Origin of the sequence: Methylopila jiangsuensis (assembly GCF_027922305.1) — a bacterium.
Classification (GTDB): Bacteria; Pseudomonadota; Alphaproteobacteria; order Rhizobiales; family Methylopilaceae; genus Methylopila; species Methylopila jiangsuensis.
On record NZ_BSFK01000005.1, the window covers coordinates 666197 to 683888 of the forward strand.

Genomic DNA, 17692 nt, shown 5'->3' on the forward strand with positions numbered 1-17692 from the left:
CATGGCCCAATCGTTCCTGACCATCCAGCAGGTGGACAAGAGCTTCACCCGCGGCTCCATGACCAACGAGGTGCTGAAGGACATCTCGCTCGACGTGGAGCAGGGCGAGTTCATCTCGATCATCGGCCATTCCGGCTGCGGCAAGTCCACCCTGCTCAACATCGTCGCCGGTCTGACCAGGGCGACCAAGGGCGTCGTCTTCCTCGAAGGCGCCGTGGTGGACGAACCCGGACCGGACCGCGCGGTTGTGTTCCAGAACCATTCGCTGCTGCCGTGGCTGACCGCTTACGAGAACGTGGCGCTCGCGGTCGACAAGGTTTTCGCCCGCACCAAGAGCAAGGCCGAGCGCCACGACTGGACCATGCGCCAGATCGAGCTGGTGAACATGGCCCACGCCAAGGACCGGCGGCCGTCCGAGATCTCGGGCGGCATGAAGCAGCGCATCGGCATCGCCCGGGCGCTCGCCATGCAGCCCAAGGTCCTGCTGCTGGACGAGCCCTTCGGGGCCCTTGACGCCCTCACCCGCACCCACCTGCAGGACCAGGTGATGCAGATCCAGGCGGAGCTCAACAACACGGTGCTGATGATCACCCACGACGTGGACGAGGCCGTGCTGCTCTCGGACCGCATCGTGATGATGACCAACGGCCCTTCGGCCCGCATCGGCGAAATCCTCGAGGTGCCGCTGGAGCGGCCGCGCAAGCGGCTGGAGCTGGTGTCCGACCGCAACTACATCGCGGCCCGCGCGGAGGTGCTGAAGTTCCTCTACGAGCGCCACCGCTTCGTCGAGGCGGCCTGAGGAGCCCCGCCATGAAGCGCGAACGCCTCGTCGTCGTGGGCAACGGCATGGCCGGCCTGAAGCTGCTTGAGGAGCTTCAGGCCGCCTGCCCCGGCCGCTACGCCGTCACCGTCATCGGCGCGGAGCCGGAGCCGGCCTACAACCGGGTGCTGCTGTCCTCGCTTCTGGCCGGCGAGGCCAGCGACGAGGACATCCGGTTCCGCGACCGGGCCTGGTACGGCGCGAACGGTTTCCGCCTGCTCACCGGCGTTCCCGCCCGCGCCATCGACCGCGACCGCCGCCGGGTGGAGCTGCGCGACGGCCGCGTCGCGCCCTACGACAAGCTCGTGCTCGCCACCGGCTCGGAGGCGATCCGCCTGCCGCTGCCGGGGGCGGACCTGCCGCAGGTGCTGGTGTTCCGCGACCATGGCGACGCCATGAAGCTGAAGGCCTTGGCCCGCCCCGGCGCGCGCGCCGTGGTCATCGGCGGCGGCCTGCTGGGGCTGGAGGCGGCTTATGGGCTGGCGCTGCTCGGCTGCGAGACCACGGTGGTCCATCTCATGGACCGGCTGATGGAGCGCCAGCTCGACGCGCAGGGCGCGGCGACGCTGCGCCGGGCGCTGGAGGCCAAGGGCGTGCGCTTCCGTCTCGGCGCCCAGAGCCGCCGCGTGACGGGAGACACGGCGGTGGAGGGGCTGGAGCTCGCCGACGGCGAGGTTCTCCCCTGCGACATGCTGGTGATGGCCTGCGGCGTGCGGCCGAACGTGGCGCTGGGCAGGGCCGCCGGCCTCGCCGTGCAGCGCGGGCTGGTGGTGGACGACGGTCTGGCCACGTCCGCGGACGGCGTGTTCGCCCTCGGGGAATGCGCCGAACATCGCGGCGTGGTCTACGGGCTGGTGGCCCCGGCCTATGAGCAGGCCCGCGCGCTCGCCGCCCGCCTCGCGGGCGACCCTGCGGCGGCCTACGCCGGCAGCCTGCTCTCCACCAATCTGAAGGTGTCGGGCGTGTCCGTGTTTTCCGCCGGCGCGATCGAGGCCGAGCCGGGCGACGACGCCCTGCTGCTCTCCGACCCCGGCCACGGCTGCTACCGCAAGCTGATCGTCCGCGACGACCGCCTGACAGGCGCGATCCTCGTCGGCGAGGCCTCCGACGCGCTCTGGTACCTCGATCTCATCGCCCGCGCCGCGCCCCTCGGCCCCCTGCGCGACGACCTCGCCTTCGGCCGCAGCTTCGGGGCGGCCGCGTAAAGGATCCATGTCTATGAGCGGCGACTTCTCCCCCGACCAGAAACGGTATCTCGAAGGCTTCGTCTCCGGCGTCCAGGCGGTGCGCGGCGCGCGGGGCGCGCCCGGCTTCGGCGGCGTGCCGCCCTTCGGTCCAGCTTCCGCGGCGCCCGTCGAGGCGGAGCCCTCAGGCCCCGACGCCATCCACCTCAAGGCCATGGCGGCGCAGGAAAAGGCCGGCAGGAAGCTGGTTCCGCAGGAAAAGGCCAAGCGCGACGAGCACCCCTTCGACGCCTATGGCCGCTTCAAGCAGATGGCGAAGGACGGCCAGTTCGCCAAGCAGCTCGACGACTTCCGCATCCGCTTCCACGGGCTGTTCTATGTGGGCCCGACCCAGGACGCCTACATGTGCCGCCTGCGGATCCACAACGGCATCCTCAAGGCGTGGCAGTTCCGGGGCGTCGCCGATCTCGCGGAGACCCATGGCGGCGGCTACTCCCACGTCACCACCCGCGCCAACCTGCAGGTGCGCGAGATCGGCGCGGCGGATGGCGTGCCCTTCATCGAGGGGCTGGTGGACCTCGGTCTGACCGCCAAAGGCTCGGGCGCCGACAACATCCGCAACGTCACCGGCACGCCGACCGCCGGCGTCGATCCGCAGGAGCTGGTGGACACGCGGCCTTACGCCCGCGAGTGGCACCACCACATCCTCAACGACCGCGCGCTTTACGGCCTGCCGCGCAAGTTCAACGTGGCCTTCGACGGCGCTGGCCGCATCGCGGCGCTGGAGGACACCAACGACATCGGCTTCCAGGCGGTGGAGATCCGGGACGGCTTCGGCGTCGCGCCCGGCGTCTGGTGGCGGCTCGCGCTCGGCGGCATCACCGGCCACAAGGATTTCGCCCGCGACACCGGCGTGGTGGTTCCGCTCGATCAGGCGATCAAGGTGGCGGACGCCATCGTCCGGGTGTTCATCGCCTCCGGCGACCGCTCCGACCGCGCCAAGGCGCGGCTGAAATACGTGCTCGACGCCTGGGGGTTCGAGAAGTTTCTCACCGAGGTGGAGACCGTTCTCGGCGCGCCCCTCGCCCGCCTGCCGGCGGAGGCCGCCGCGCCCCGCCCCGAGAGCGACCGGCTCGCGCATATCGGCGTCCATCCCCAGAAGCAGCCGGGTCTGAACTGGGTCGGCGTCGTGCTGAAACTCGGTAAGCTCACTTGCGGCCAGATGCGGGGCCTCGCCGCCATTTCCGAGCGCTACGGCGACGGCGACGTGCGCCTCACCGTCTGGCAGAACCTGCTGCTCTCCGGGGTGAAGGACGCCGACGTCGCCACGGTCGAGGCGGAGATCGCGGCGCTCGGGCTTGCGACCAAGGCCTCCAACGTGCGGGCGGGGCTCGTCGCCTGCACCGGCAACCGCGGCTGCAAGTTCGCCGCCTCCGACACCAAGGGCTTCGCCGATCTGATCGCCGACCATGTGGACGGCGTGATCGCCGTGGATACGCCTGTGAACATACACGTCACCGGCTGCCACCACTCCTGCGCCCAGCATTACATCGGCGACATCGGCCTGATCGCCGCCAAGGTGCCGGTGAACGACGAGGACACGGTGGAGGGCTTCCACATTCTCGTCGGCGGCGGCTTCGGCGCCGACGCCTTCATCGCCCGAGAACTGCTGCGCGACGTGAAGGGCGAGGATTGCCCCGCCGTGGTGGAGAAGATGCTGCGCGGCTATCTGGCCGGCCGCGCCGCGCCGGACGAGACCTTCGCCGCCTTCACGCGCCGCCACGAGGCGGATGCGCTCAAGACCCTGTTCGATCTCGAAACCGCGTGAGCCGCCCATGACCGCGCAGACCGCCGTGCTTCCTCCGCTCGTTCCCGAAAACGCCCCGTTCAGCCCGGAGCAGCGCGCCTGGCTCAACGGCTTCTTCGCCGGGCTGCTGTCGCTGGACGGCGGCGTGCAGGCGCTGTCCCGGGACGCCGCCACCGCGTTGCTCGGCTCGCCGCTGCCGGGCGAGACGCCGCTCGCGGAACCGGAGGAGGACGACGGCGCGCCCTGGCACGACGCCTCCATGCCCATGGACGAGCGCATGAAGCTCGCCGACGGCCGCCCCCTTCGCCGCCGCATGATGGCGGCCATGGCCCAGCAGGATTGCGGCCAGTGCGGCTATCTCTGCGACACCTACGCCGACGCCCTCGCCAAGGGCGAGGAGACGAAGCTCAACCTTTGCGCGCCCGGCGGCAAGGAAACGAGCCGCATGCTGAAGAAGCTCGCAGAGGAGCGCGGCGGCGCGGCGGCGCCCAAGCCGGCGGCGGCGCCCGCCCCCGTTCCGATGGCGGCGGCGGCCATCGAACCCGGCCGCTCGCGCGAGGCGCCGGTCCTCGCCGCCTTTCTCTCGAAGCGCGCGGTCAGCGGCGCAGGCTCCGACAAGGCGACGAACCACGTCGAGATCGACCTGTCGGCCTGCGGCCTGACCTACGAGCCCGGCGACTCGTTCGGCCTGTTCGCCACCAACGCGCCGGCGCTGTGCGCCGCCGTGGCGGCCCGGCTCGGCCTCGACGCGGCGACCGCGGTCGCCCATGACGGCGCGACGGCGCCGCTGGGCGTCTGGCTCGCGGAGAAGGTCTCTCTCGGGGCCGCGCCCGACGCGCTGTTCGAGCTGCTGGGCGCCTACGCCGAAAACCCCGACGACAAGGCGCGGCTCGCCAAGCTCGCCGAGGGCGAGGACCCGGACGGCGATCTGGAGACGCTGGACGTGCTGGCGGCGCTGGAGAAGTTCCCGGCCGCGACCCCGCCGGCGGCGGAGCTGCTCGCGGCGCTCGATCCGCTGCAGCCGCGGCTCTACTCCATCTCCTCGGCGCTGTCCGCTGATCCGGGCAAGGTCAGCCTCACCGTGGCGGCCGTGCGCTACCGCATCGGCGACCGTGAAAGGCTCGGCCTCGCCTCCACCTACCTCGCCGATCGGGTGGCGCCGGGCGACCAGCTCAAGGTCTATGTGCAGAAGGCGCACGGCTTCGCCCTGCCCGCGGACGGCGCCACGCCGGTGATTATGGTGGGACCCGGCACGGGCATCGCGCCCTTCCGGTCCTTCCTGCGCCACCGCATGGCCACCGGCGCGGCCGGCGGCGCCTGGCTGTTCTACGGCCATCAGCACGAGGCCACCGACTTCTACTACCGGGATGAGCTGGAGGAGCTTCAGGCCAAGGGCGCGCTCACCACGCTTTCGCTGGCCTGGTCCCGCGACGGGGCGCAGAAGGTCTATGTGCAGGACCGCATGCGCGAGGCCGGGGCCGAGCTGTGGGACTGGCTCGGGCGCGGCGCCCACTTCTACGTCTGCGGCGACGCCAAGCGCATGGCCGCGGATGTGGAGAAGGCGCTGGTGGAGATCGCCGCCGCCCATGGCGGGCTGGCGCCGGACGCGGCCAAGGCCTTCGTCGCCGAGCTCAAGACGGCCGGGCGCTATCAGGCGGACGTCTACTGATGGCCCGTGAACCGCAGCAAACCCCCACCGGGAAGGCGCGTCCATGAACATGCGCGCTCCCGACCCCGGCCCGGTGCGCACCACGTGCCCCTATTGCGGCGTCGGCTGCGGCGTGCTCGCCACGCCGGACCACCTGGGCGGGGCGACGATCGCGGGCGACCGCGAGCACCCGTCCAACTTCGGGCGGCTGTGCTCCAAGGGCTCGGCGCTGGGCGAAACGCTGGCGCTGGACGGGCGCCTGCTGCATCCGGAGATCGACGGCCGGCGGGTGAGCTGGGATGACGCGCTCGACGAAACGGCGTCCGGCTTCCGCCGCGTCCTCGACGCCCACGGCCCCGGAGCGATCGCCATATACCTCTCCGGCCAGCTTCTGACCGAGGACTATTACGCCGCGAACAAGCTGTTCAAGGGCTTCCTCGGCTCCGCCAATGTGGACACCAACTCCCGGCTCTGCATGTCGTCCTCGGTGGCGGGGCACAAGCGCGCCTTCGGCTCCGACACGGTGCCCGGAACCTACCGCGACCTGGAGACCGCCGATCTTCTGGTCTTCGTCGGCTCCAACGCCGCCTGGTGCCACCCGGTGCTGCATCAGCGCATGCTGGCCGCCCGCGCCGCGCGCGGAACCCGGTTCGTGGTGATCGACCCCCGCGGCACCGCCACGTCGGAAGAGGCCGACCTGCATCTTCCGATCGCGTCCGGCACGGACGCCATCCTGTTCAGCGGCCTGCTGGTCGCGCTGGCGGAGCGGGGCGCGGTTTTCGCTTCCTATGTGGCCGACCACACCGAGGGCTTCGACGCCGCGCTGATCCGCGCTCGCGAACTGGCGCCAAGCGTGGACGCCGTAGCCGCCGCCTGCGGCGTGGAGGCGGCGAAGGTCGCCGCCTTCTACGACCTGTTCGCCGCGACCGAGCGGGCGGTGACGCTCTACAGTCAGGGCGTGAACCAGTCGGCGCAGGGAACCGACAAGGTGGGCGCCATCCTGAACGTCCATCTGGCCACCGGCCGCATCGGCCGGGAGGGCATGGGCCCGTTCTCGCTCACCGGCCAGCCCAACGCCATGGGCGGCCGCGAGGTGGGCGGCCTCGCCAACACGCTGGCCGCGCATATGGAGTTCGACGCGGAGTCGATCGAGAAGGTGCGGCGCTTCTGGGGAGCGCCGCGCATGGCCCGCGCGCCCGGCCTGAAGGCGGTCGAGATGTTCGAGGCGATCGGGCGCGGCGAGATCAAGGCGCTGTGGGTGATGGGCACCAACCCCGCCGCCTCGCTGCCGCGCGCGGACGCCGTGAGCACGGCTTTGCGCAAGCTCGACCTGTTCGTGGTGTCCGAGAACGTGGCGTCCAACGACACCGTCAACGCCGGCGCCCGCATCCGCCTGCCCGCCGCCGCCTGGGGCGAGAAGGACGGCACGGTGACGAACTCCGAGCGCCGCATCTCGCGCCAGCGGCCCTTCCTCGCCCTGCCCGGACAGGCGCGGCCGGACTGGTGGGCGGTGGCGCAGGTGGGCCGGCGGCTCGGCTTCGAGGACGCCTTCGGCTGGCGCACTCCGGGCGAGGTGTTCCGGGAGCACGCCGCGCTCTCCGCCTTCGAGAACGACGGAACGCGGGACTTCGACATCGGCGCGCTGGCCGGGCTCGACACCCGCGACTACGACCAGCTTCGCCCGACCCAGTGGCCGGCGCGCCAGAGCGCGGTCCGGGACGAAACCCGTTTCTTCGCCAAGGGCGGCTATTTCACCCCCAACCGCCGCGCACGCTTCGTGGCCGTGGCGCCGATCACGCCCGGCGCGGGGACGGACGACGCCTATCCCTACCGGCTCAACACCGGCCGCGTCCGCGACCAGTGGCACACCATGACCCGCACGGGCAAAAGCCCGCGCCTCGGCAGCCATCTGCCCGAGCCGTTCCTCGAGATCCACCCGGACGACGCGGCGCGCGAAGGCGTCGCCGACGGCGGCTTCGCCCGGGTGACAAGCCCGCACGGCGCGGTGGTGCTGCGGGCGAAGGTCGATCCAGGCGCCCGGCGGGGCGCGCCGTTCGCGCCGATCCACTGGACCGGCGAGACCTCATCGAGCGGCCGCGTCGGCGCGCTGGTGCACGCCGTCACCGATCCGTTCTCGGGCCAGCCCGACGCCAAGGCGACCCCGGTCGCCGTGGCGCCCGTCAGCTTCCCGCTGCAGGGGTTCGCCCTGGCGCGGAGCGGCCTCGGCGGTCTCGACGCCGCCGCGTGGTGGGCCAAGGCGGCCGCGCCGGGGGGGCACGGCCTGCTGTTCGCGCTTGCGGCCGAGCCGGAGGTGGCGGCGCTGTTCCCGCACATGGCGCCGGACGACGAGCTGGTCGAATATGTGGATGCGGCCCGGCGCGTGCGTCGGATCGCCATGTTCCGGAACGGAGCGCTCGAAGCCTGCCTGTTCGTCGGCCCGGCCCGGCCGGAAAGCAGCTGGACCTATCTCCGCGACAAGCTCGGCGCCCGGCTCACCGACGGTCAGGTGCGGGGCCTCCTGCTGGCGGGGCGCGCCAGCGACGGCGCCGCCACAGGGCCTCTGGTCTGCGCCTGTCACGGGGTGCCCAAGGGCGAGATCGAGCGCGCGATCGCATCCGGCTGCGGCGACGCGGCGGCGGTGGGCGCCGCCACCCGGGCCGGCACCAACTGCGGCTCCTGCCTGCCGGAAATCCGCCGCATGCTGGCGGCGCAGCGGGTGGTGGTCGAAGCTTAGCGCCCTTGGCGCGCTTCGCTCAGGCCGCGTCCTCCACCGCGGCGAAGCGGCGGCGCAGGCCCTCGATCCGTTCGGGCTCGATGCGCACGGTGACCCGCGTCGCGCCGTTTTCCAGCGCGCGGCGCTCCATCACGTCGCAGTGGCGGAACAGCCAGTTCACGCCGGCGCCGTCCTCGGGCGCCACGGTGACGATCACGGTCTCGCGGCCGACCGACAGCCGGGCCTCGATCGCGGCGAGCAGGACGTCCTCGCCCTCCCCGGTCAGCGCGGAGACCGGCACGGGCCGCGCCTCCGGCTCGCGCCGGGCGGCGGTGGCGAGAAGATGCTCCCGCGCGCCCTCGTCCAGCAGGTCGATCTTGTTCCAGACCTCGATCACCCGCCGGCTGTCGTCCGGGTCGATGTCGAGATCGCGCAGCACCGCGATCACGTCCGCCCCTTGCGCCTCCGCGTCCTCGTGGCTGATGTCGCGCACATGGAGGATGACGTTGGCCTCGATCACCTCCTCCAGCGTCGCCCGGAAGGCGGCCACGAGCTGCGTCGGCAGCTCGGAGATGAAGCCCACCGTGTCGGACAGGATGGCGTGGGCGCCGTGCGGTAGGGTGATGGAGCGCAGCGTGGGGTCGAGCGTGGCGAACAGCATGTCCGCGGCCATCACCTCGGCGCGGGTCAGGCGGTTGAACAGCGTCGACTTGCCGGCGTTGGTGTAGCCCACCAGCGCCACCACCGGATAGGGCACGCGCTTGCGCCCCGCCCGGTGCAGGCCGCGGGTGCGCTTCACCTGCTCCAGCTCGCGCTCGATCTTGAGGATACGCTCGGTGATCATCCGGCGGTCGGCCTCGATCTGGGTCTCGCCGGGACCGCCGAGGAAGCCGAAGCCGCCGCGCTGCCGCTCCAGATGGGTCCAGGAGCGCACCAGCCGGCTCTTCTGCCAGGTGAGATGCGCGTGCTCCACCTGCAGCACGCCCTCCCTGGTGCGGGCGCGCTGGCCGAAGATCTCCAGAATGAGGCCGGTGCGGTCCAGCACCTTGGCGCCGAGCGCCTTTTCCAGATTGCGCTGCTGGACGGGCGTGAGCGCGGTGTCCATCACCACCAGCTCGATGTCCTCGGCCTTGGCCAGTTCGGCCAGCTCCTCCACCTTGCCCTTGCCGATGAAGGTGGACGGCCGCGCCTGCTGCAGCATCACCAGCCGGCGGTCGCGCACGTCGAGGTCGATGGCGAGCGCGAGCCCGACCGCCTCCTCCAGCCGCGCCTCCGGACTGCGGACGGGACCTTCGACGAGGCCCCGGAACGCGGGCGTCACCACGAGCGCGCGCGTGCGGTCCGCCCGCCGGGTCTCGTAGCCCCGCACGGGACGGTCGTCGCCGTCCTCGAACATGTCGTCGTCGCTCACGCCGTCATCCTGACCGCGACGAACGCGCCGCGGGCCGTCAGCGGCCGCCCCGGGCGGGCGTCTCCGCCTCGTCCTCGGGCTCGAACAGCTGGATCGGGTGGCCCGGCATCACGGTCGAGATCGCATGCTTGTAGACAAGCTGCGAGTGGCCGTCCCGGCGCAGAAGCACGCAGAAGTTGTCGAACCAGGTTACGACGCCCTGCAGCTTCACGCCGTTGACCAGAAAGATCGTCAGAGGGATCTTGTTCTTGCGGACATTGTTGAGAAACGTGTCCTGAAGGTTCTGCGTACGCTCGGCAGCCATGTTTTTCTTCTTCCGTTAAAGGCTCGACCGACACAAAGCGCCCGCCGTGGGAAAGAGCGCCTTGCGCGCACGCCAGAATTCAGGCTCCCCCGAGCGTCGGACACTGCGTCCCGCGGGCGAACCCGCGGCCGCATTTAACGCCGGGCGGCCTGCGCTTCGCAAGAGCGAGATGGTCACGGCGTCACTTTGAGCGGGGCTCGGCGTCGTCTTTCTGGGGATTAATCCCGCTCGGCGAACTCATGAAACCGGCGGCGCAGCCCAAGAGCCACCGGGCCGGGACGCCCCTCGCCCACAAGCGCGCCGTCGATGGCGACCACCGGCGTCACCAGCGCGGTGGCGGCGGTGTTGAACGCCTCCTTCGCGGCCTTCGCCTCCGCCACGGTGAAGCGCCGCTCCTCGATCCGCATCTGCAGCTTCTCGGCCAGATCGAACAGCGTGGTGCGGGTGACGCCGCGCAGGACGCCGCTCTCCGCCGGCCGGGTGACGATGACGTCGTCCTGCGTCACGATCCAGGCGTTGGTGGAGCCGCCTTCGGTGACGTAGCCCTCGGCGTCCACGTACCAGGCCTCCTTGGCGCCGGCCTCCTTCGCCTGCTGCTTCACCAGCACGTTCGGCAGCAGGCCGACGGTCTTGATGTCGACTCGCGGCCAACGGTTCTCGGGCACGGTGATGACCCTGATCCCGGCCTCGGCGCCAGCGTCCATCTTCGCCCGGTCATGGGCGCGGGCGGTGACCACCAGCGCCGGCGGCGTGGCGTCGGAGGGGAAATAATGGTCGCGGCGGGCGACGCCGCGCGTCACCTGCAGATAGACGATGCCGTCCCGCACCCGGTTGCGCCGCACGGTCTCGCGCAGCACCACGCGCAGCGCCGCCTCGCCCATGGGCGCGCGGATGCGCAGCTCCTTCAGCGAGCGCCACAGCCGGGCGAGATGGCGGGGCGCGTCGATCAGCGCGCCGTCCCGCACTTCGCACACCTCGTAGACGCCGTCCGCGAACTGGTAGCCGCGGTCCTCGATGTGCACGGCGGCCTCCGCGTGGGGGACGTACTGGCCGTTGACGTAGGCGATGCGGGACATGGAGCCGCTTCCGTTCGATGAGAGGTGGCCGGTCCTTCTCGGCGGACCGGAAAATCAGATTCAGGCGCGCCCACGGTCATGCCCGCCCTGCGGCGGGCATGACGAACGCGTGAAACCCGACGCCGTGGCGCCCAGCGGCGCCTCAGCCGATCCCCAGCGCCTTGAGCTTGCGGTGGAGCGCGGAGCGCTCCATTCCGATGAACTCGGCGGTGCGGGAGATGTTGCCGCCGAAGCGGCTGATCTGCGCCATCAGATACTGCCGCTCGAAGATCTCCCGCGCCTCGCGCAGCGCGAGCCCCATGAGCTGCTCGCCGCCGGCGCCCTGGGGCATGGGCGGCACCATGGCGCCGATCTCCGACGGCAGCATGCTGGCGGTGACCACGGCGTTGGGATCGCCGCCCGCCAGAATCATCAGCCGCTCCACGTTGTTGCGGAGCTGGCGCACGTTGCCGGGCCAGTCGTGGCTCTGCAGCACCGCCATGGCGTCCTCGCCGATGTCGCGCTTGGGCAGGCCGGTGGCGGAAGAAATCTGGTCCAGGAAGAAGTCGATCAGCTCGGGGATGTCCTCCCGCCGCTCGGCTAGTCCCGGCACCCGCACCGGCACCACCGCGAGCCGGTGGAACAGGTCCTCCCGGAAGGCGCCTTCGGCGATCTCGCTTTCGAGATTACGCGCCGAGGACGAGATGATGCGCACGTCCACCGACACCTTGGTGGAGCCGCCGACGCGGGTGAAGGTCTGCTCCACCAGCACCCGCAGGATGCGGTTCTGGGTCTCGCGCGGCATGTCGGCCACTTCGTCGATGAACAGCGTGCCGCCGTGCGCCTCCTCAAGCGCGCCGACCTTGCGGTGGCCGTTCACGCCCTCGACGCCGAACAGCTCCTCCTCCATGCGCTCGGGCGTGATGGCGGCGGCGTTGATCAGCACGAACGGCCCCGCCGCCCGTGACGAGGCGGCGTGGATGGTGCGGGCCGCCAGCTCCTTGCCGGCGCCCGAAGGGCCGGTGATCAGGATGCGGCTGTTGGTGGGCGCCACGCGGTCGATCGCGGTGCGCAGCTGGTTCATCACCGTGGAGCGGCCGACGAAGCGGCTGCCATGGGCGGAGCCCCGCTTCAGGTCCTTGAGCTCGCGCTTCAGCCGCGAAGCCTCCAGCGCCCGCTGGGCGATCAGCACCAGCCGGTCGGCCTTGAACGGCTTCTCGATGAAGTCGTAGGCCCCGCTTTTGATGGCCGCCACCGCGGTCTCGATGTTGCCGTGGCCGGAGATCATGACCACGGGAAGATCGGGGTGCTCGGCGTGGATCTGGTCGAGAATCTCGAGCCCGTCGAGCTTGGAGCCCTGCAGCCAGATGTCCAGGAACACGAGCTGGGGCCGCCGCTTGGCCACCTCGGCCAGCGCCTCGTCGGAGTTGCGGGCCGTGCGCGTGCCGTGGCCCTCGTCCTGGAGGATGCCGGCGACGAGTTCGCGGATGTCGGCTTCGTCGTCGACGATGAGAATGTCGGTCGCCATGGGACGGGTTGAAAACTCCGTTTCTTGGTCGTGTTCAGGCCGCGGGGGCCCCTCGGTTGGGCGCGACGTTGGGCACAGCGGCGCTGTCGCCGGCGCGGGCCTGGAACCAGAGCCGCACCATTGCGCCGCGCCCGCCGGAGGCCACGGAGGGCGCGTCCAGCAGCTCCACGCCGCCGCCGTGCTCCTCCATGATCTTGCCGACGATGGCGAGGCCGAGGCCCGTGCCCTTCTCCCGCGTGGTCATATAGGGCTCCAGAAGCCGCTGTCTGTTCTCCACCGGCAGGCCGGCGCCGTTGTCGATCACGTCGATCACGGCGAGGTCGCCCTCGCGCCGCACGGCCACGTCGATGCGGCCCTCGCCGCGGACGTCCTCCGGCACCGCGTGCACGGACTCGGTCGCGTTCTTGACGATGTTGGTGACGGCCTGCGCCACCAGCCGGCGGTCGAAGCGGGCGAGCACCGGCTGGTCCACGCCCTCCAGCTCGATGCGGATGTCGGGATAGCCGACCCGCATCATGAACACGCCCTGCTTCACCACCTTGGCGAGGTCCTCCTCCTCCATGGTGGGCTTGGGCATGCGCGCGAAGGAGGAGAACTCGTCCACCATGCGCTTGATGTCGTCCACCTGGCGGATGATCGTGTCGGTGCACTGGTCGAACACCTCGCGCTCCTCCACGATCACCTTGCCGTATTTGCGGCGGATGCGTTCGGCGGAGAGCTGGATCGGCGTCAGCGGGTTCTTGATCTCGTGGGCGATGCGGCGGGCCACGTCCGCCCAAGCGGAGGTGCGCTGCGCCGCCACCAGCTCGGTGATGTCGTCGAGCGTGACCACGTAGCCGTGCTCGTCGGCGCTGGACGTCTCGGTGGTGAATCGCACGTTCAGGTTGCGCTCCCGGCCGCCGCGCAGCATGTTCACTTGGCCCTGCACCAGCTTCTGCGCCCGGCCGAGCGCGGCCTCCACCAGCGGCGCGAGCTCGGGCGCGGCCTCCGCCAGCGGCGCTCCGAGCAGCTTCTCCTCCCGCGAGCCCAGCAGCTTCTCGGCGGTGCGGTTCATCAGCGTGATCCGCCCCTGCGGGTCGATGCCAATGACGCCGGCGCTGACGCCGGCCAGCATGGCCTCGGTGAAGCGGCGGCGGCTGTCCATCTGGTCGGCGGCCTCCACCAGCTCGTTGCGCTGGGTGCGCAGGTCCGCCGTCATCTTGTTGAAGGTCTCGGCGAGGCCGCCCAGATCGCCGCCCTGCTTCTTCGTCTCCGGCACCTGCACGTAGAGATTGCCCTGGCTGACCTGATCGGCGGCGGAGATCAGCCGGCGGATCGGCGTCACCAGCCGGTTGGCGAAGGCGAGGCCGAACCAGATCGCCGCCAGCAGCAGCGACAGCGCCACCACCAGATAGAGCAGCGCGAAGGTGGCCTGGATGCGCGGCCTGCGATCCGTGAGGATCGAGTATTCCTCCGCGCCCTGCTCCACCAGCTGGAGATAGCTGTTGGCGCGCGGGTCCACGGGGCGGGCGACGAACAGCACCAGATCGTCATAGCCGGAGAGCTTCAGCACGGCGCCGATGGCGTTCTGGCGGCCGGGCGCGAGCAGGGTCGGCTCGTCCGCCGCCGCCTGCTGCACGTCCAGCAGCGGCGCGCGGGGGAACTCGCGGCCGATCTTGATGTTGGCCCTCAGAACCACCGCGCCGTCCGGCCGCAGCAGCTGCGCCTCGGGCAGGCCGCGGATGGTGGCCTGGGCGGTGAAGAACTCGGCGAAACGCTCCCGGTCGTTGTCGAACAGCGGCCGCGCCCGGTTCACGTCGTTGGACATGGCGAGGATTTCGCCGCGGATGGAGCGAGCGTGCTCCTCCAGATAGGCGCGCGCCACCGTGCGCGAGTTCTCCACGATCTCCCGCACGCGGGTGGAGAACCAGCTGTCGAAGCCCCTGTCGATGGTGACCACGGCGAAGATGGCGAGCAGCGCCGCCGGCGTGACCGCCACCACCGAGAACAGCGCCACCAGCCGGCCGTGGATCTGGGACCCGGCGAGCCCGCGCTTGCGGGCGATGACGAAGGCCCGCGCCTCCCACAGGATGACGAGCAGCAGCAGCCCGACGAAGAAGCCGTTCACATAGACCGCGATGCGGCTGGCTTCCTCGGTGGGCTCGATGTCGAACCGCCCGGTCAGCACCACGAAGGTGACCAGCGCCGAAATCAGCGCGGCGATGACGCAGACCGGCCCGAGCACGCCCGGCCCGCGGCGCTCGAGGCTGGCGATCGGCAGGTCGGTGGTGGCGGCGGCGGGCGCGTCGCTGGGCATGCGGTCTCGAACGGGGCGGAGGTCTCACAACCGGGCGTCGCCGGGCGGCGCTCTCCCCGATGCGAGTCGCCGCGACGCCATGATGCAACGGGAGCACACTGTTGTCGAAATGCGACAACTTCGTGGTGGCTCCGGTTGTGGATGACGCGCCGTCCCGGACGCTTTTCGACCGTCCGGCCCAGCCTGACGCATGCCCCTGCGACCACCGGGCTGTTTCTTTCTTCCCGCTCTCGTCGGGTCGAAGGCGCCCCACCCTTTCCAAGTTGCGGCGCGGAGAGCCTGCCGTCGCCAGCGGCGGCCCGGACGCAGCAATGAGCAGAATCAGGCGCGGAGGCGAACGCGCCTCTCACGAATCATGGGCAGGCGCCGGTTCCGATGAATCGCGGAAAGCGCCAAGGGATCGCCGGTCGACGACGCCCCGACGCAAGGGGTGCGCGGACGCGCAAAGCCGCCGCGCCCGACGACCACGTGCGAGCGCCGACAACGCGGGGACAGGCGGCTCGCCTGACGGCGAAAGAAGCGCCGCCATTCAGGGGAAAGGCCTTAGCCGATCCACGCAACAGGTCTGGAAAAATCGGGAGAGAGAAATTGACGACGCTGCGTGTAGAAACACGGTGCAGTCGTCGTCTTTAACACCTTGGCGATGAGGCGACCACTTCAGGAAGATGAAGTGGTGGGCGCACTAGGGCTCGAACCTAGGACCCGCTGATTAAGAGTCAGCTGCTCTACCAACTGAGCTATGCGCCCGAAAGTCCTTGGGGACCGGCGGGACGCCGCATCGCTGAGGTGAGGCGGTGTATACCGAGCCGCCTCACCTCTGTCCAGCCCCTTGTCAGGCCTCTTCCTGAAAAACTTCATCCCGCTTGGCGCGCACCGCCGGGAGGAAGGTGATCACCAGAACGGCGACCGCGATCAGCAGCAGCGTGGCCGAGAGCGGACGCGTGACGAACACCGTGGGATCGCCGCGGGAGATCGTCATGGCGCGCCGCAGGTTCTCCTCCAGCATCGGCCCGAGCACGAAGCCCAGCAGCAGCGGCGCCGGCTCGCAGTCGAGCTTCACCAGCACGTAGCCGAGCAGGCCGAACGCGGCCACCGCATAGAGGTCGAAGGCGTTGGAGTTCACGCTGTAGACGCCGATGCAGCAAAAGGCGACGATGGCCGGGAACAGCATGGTGTAGGGCACGGTCAGGAGCCGCACCCACAGCCCGATCAGCGGCAGGTTCAGCAGCACCAGCATCAGGTTGCCGATCCACATGGAGGCGATCAGGCCCCAGAACAGCTCCGGCTTCTCGGTGGCCACGTTCGGCCCAGGCTGGATGCCCTGGATGATCATGGCGCCGATCATCAGCGCCATCACGGGATTGGCCGGAATGCCCAGCGTCAGCATAGGGATGAACGAGGTCTGCGCGCCCGCGTTGTTGGCCGATTCCGGCGCGGCCACGCCCTCGATCGCGCCCTTGCCGAAGCGCTCGGGCGTCTTGGAGATGCGCTTCTCCACCGTGTAGGCGGCGAAGGACGACAGCACGGCGCCGCCGCCGGGCAGGATGCCGAGCACGGAGCCCAGCGCCGTGCCGCGCAGCGTCGGCGCGATCATGGCCTTGAAGTCCTCCTTCGAAGGCCAGAGGTTGGTGACCTTCTTCACCATCACCTCGCGGTCGCTCTCGTTCTCCAGATTGCGGAGAATCTCCGCGATGCCGAACACGCCGACGGCGAGCGCCACGAAGTTCAGCCCGTCCGCCAGCTCCAGGAAGCCCATGGTGAAGCGCTGGGCGCCGGTGTTGACGTCCGACCCCACCAGGCCGAGCAGAAGGCCGATGACGACCATGCCGAGCGCCTTCAGCACCGAGCCGCTGGCGAGCGCCACCGACGCCACCAGACCCAGCATCATCAGCGAGAAATATTCGGCCGGACCGAACTTCAGCGCGATTTCGGTGAGCGGCGGCGCGAACAGCGCGATCAGGATCGTGGCGACCGAGCCGGCGAAGAACGAGCCCAGCGCCGCGGTGGCGAGAGCCGGACCCGCCCGGCCCTGCCGGGCCATCTGGTAGCCGTCGATGGCGGTGACCGCGGAGGAGCTTTCGCCGGGCAGGTTGATCAGGATGGCCGTGGTCGAGCCGCCGTACTGCGCGCCGTAATAGATGCCGGCGAGCATGATCAGCGAGGTCGCCGGCTCGAAGTTGAAGGTGATCGGCAGCAGCATCGCGATGGTGGCGGTGGGCCCGATGCCGGGCAGCACGCCGATCAGCGTGCCGAGCAGCACGCCGAGGAAGCAGAAGCCGATGTTGACCGGCAGCGCCGCCGTGCCGAAGCCGAGGCTCAGATTCGAGAACAGTTCGGTGACGATGTCCATGGCGTGTCGTCTCCGCTCAGACGCCGAACAGGGCGAACACGGGCGCGACCACCGCGTTCAGGGAATCAAGCGGGCCCGCGAAGATGGGAATCGGCACGCCCAGCATTTTCTGGAACACGACCACGCAGAACACCGTGAGGGTGAGCGTGAGAATCACCGCGAGCTTCACGGTGGACCGGCGGCTCGCGAAGGACGCGATCAGCACCGCGAGCGCCACCGACGGCGCGAGGCCGAGCCAGCGCACGGTGAGGCCGAACACGATCGGCGCGATCAGGATGAGCGCCGAGCCGCGCCAGGACACCTCGCCGAACGAGGCGCTCGGACGACCGATGGCCTTGATCAGGATGATGGCCCCGATCAGGGCCAGCACGCCCGCGAGCACCAGCGGGAAATAGCCCGGGCCCATGCGCAGCGCGGTGCCGATCCTCAGATCGAGCGTGCCAAGGGCGAACAGCCCGGCGATGGCGATGAAGACGCCGCCCGCGGCCACGTCGCGATAATTCGCCTGCATTGAAAAAAGCCTTCCAGAGAGTCTTTCGCGCCAAGTCGCCCGGCGCGTCCGCGCCGGATCGCCTC

Annotated in this window: 12 protein-coding genes and 1 tRNA gene; 5 read left to right on the forward strand and 8 right to left on the reverse strand. The window is 70.4% G+C overall.

Annotated features, from left to right (window positions below; translation table 11 throughout):
• Position 1: 1 nt before the first annotated feature.
• From PKE85_RS04635 to PKE85_RS04655, 5 genes are read left to right on the forward strand one after another with little or no spacing between them, the layout of a single operon-like run.
• Complete coding sequence (locus tag PKE85_RS04635) at positions 2-799, forward strand: ABC transporter ATP-binding protein (RefSeq protein ID WP_271203607.1); 798 nt, start codon at positions 2-4, stop codon at positions 797-799.
• Positions 800-810: 11 nt separating this feature from the next.
• Positions 811-2025, forward strand: coding sequence for an NAD(P)/FAD-dependent oxidoreductase (locus PKE85_RS04640; RefSeq protein WP_271203608.1), 1215 nt, complete (start codon positions 811-813; stop codon positions 2023-2025).
• Between the two features lie 13 nt (positions 2026-2038).
• The gene (locus tag PKE85_RS04645) at positions 2039-3832 is read left to right on the forward strand and encodes a NirA family protein (protein WP_271203609.1); all 1794 of its coding nucleotides are present in this window, start codon (positions 2039-2041) and stop codon (positions 3830-3832) included.
• A 7-nt stretch (positions 3833-3839) separates the two neighbouring features.
• Positions 3840-5480, forward strand: coding sequence for a sulfite reductase subunit alpha (locus PKE85_RS04650; RefSeq protein ID WP_271203610.1), 1641 nt, complete (start codon positions 3840-3842; stop codon positions 5478-5480).
• 43 nt (positions 5481-5523) lie between these two features.
• Positions 5524-8193 carry a nitrate reductase gene (locus tag PKE85_RS04655; RefSeq protein WP_271203611.1) on the forward strand — a complete coding sequence of 890 codons (2670 nt, stop codon included), beginning with the start codon at positions 5524-5526 and terminating at the stop codon, positions 8191-8193.
• A gap of 19 nt (positions 8194-8212) precedes the next feature.
• On the opposite strand, the gene hflX is transcribed toward PKE85_RS04655, so the two are convergent.
• From hflX to PKE85_RS04695, 8 genes are all read right to left on the reverse strand, one after another.
• The gene (gene hflX, locus PKE85_RS04660; RefSeq protein ID WP_271204076.1) at positions 8213-9568 is read right to left on the reverse strand and encodes a GTPase HflX; all 1356 of its coding nucleotides are present in this window, start codon (positions 9566-9568) and stop codon (positions 8213-8215) included.
• 52 nt (positions 9569-9620) lie between these two features.
• On the reverse strand, positions 9621-9887 hold the full coding sequence (hfq, locus tag PKE85_RS04665) for an RNA chaperone Hfq (RefSeq protein WP_271203612.1): 267 nt from the start codon (positions 9885-9887) through the stop codon (positions 9621-9623).
• Positions 9888-10105: 218 nt separating this feature from the next.
• Entirely contained in the window at positions 10106-10963 is an 858-nt protein-coding gene (locus tag PKE85_RS04670; RefSeq protein ID WP_271203613.1) for a D-amino-acid transaminase, read from the reverse strand.
• A 142-nt stretch (positions 10964-11105) separates the two neighbouring features.
• Complete coding sequence (ntrX, locus tag PKE85_RS04675) at positions 11106-12470, reverse strand: nitrogen assimilation response regulator NtrX (protein WP_271203614.1); 1365 nt, start codon at positions 12468-12470, stop codon at positions 11106-11108.
• Positions 12471-12504: 34 nt separating this feature from the next.
• Entirely contained in the window at positions 12505-14766 is a 2262-nt protein-coding gene (locus tag PKE85_RS04680; protein WP_271203615.1) for a sensor histidine kinase NtrY-like, read from the reverse strand.
• 671 nt (positions 14767-15437) lie between these two features.
• Positions 15438-15513, reverse strand: a tRNA-Lys gene (locus PKE85_RS04685).
• Positions 15514-15598: 85 nt separating this feature from the next.
• Positions 15599-17116, reverse strand: coding sequence for a tripartite tricarboxylate transporter permease (locus tag PKE85_RS04690; RefSeq protein ID WP_271203616.1), 1518 nt, complete (start codon positions 17114-17116; stop codon positions 15599-15601).
• Between the two features lie 16 nt (positions 17117-17132).
• Complete coding sequence (locus PKE85_RS04695) at positions 17133-17627, reverse strand: tripartite tricarboxylate transporter TctB family protein (protein ID WP_271203617.1); 495 nt, start codon at positions 17625-17627, stop codon at positions 17133-17135.
• Positions 17628-17692: the final 65 nt, after the last annotated feature.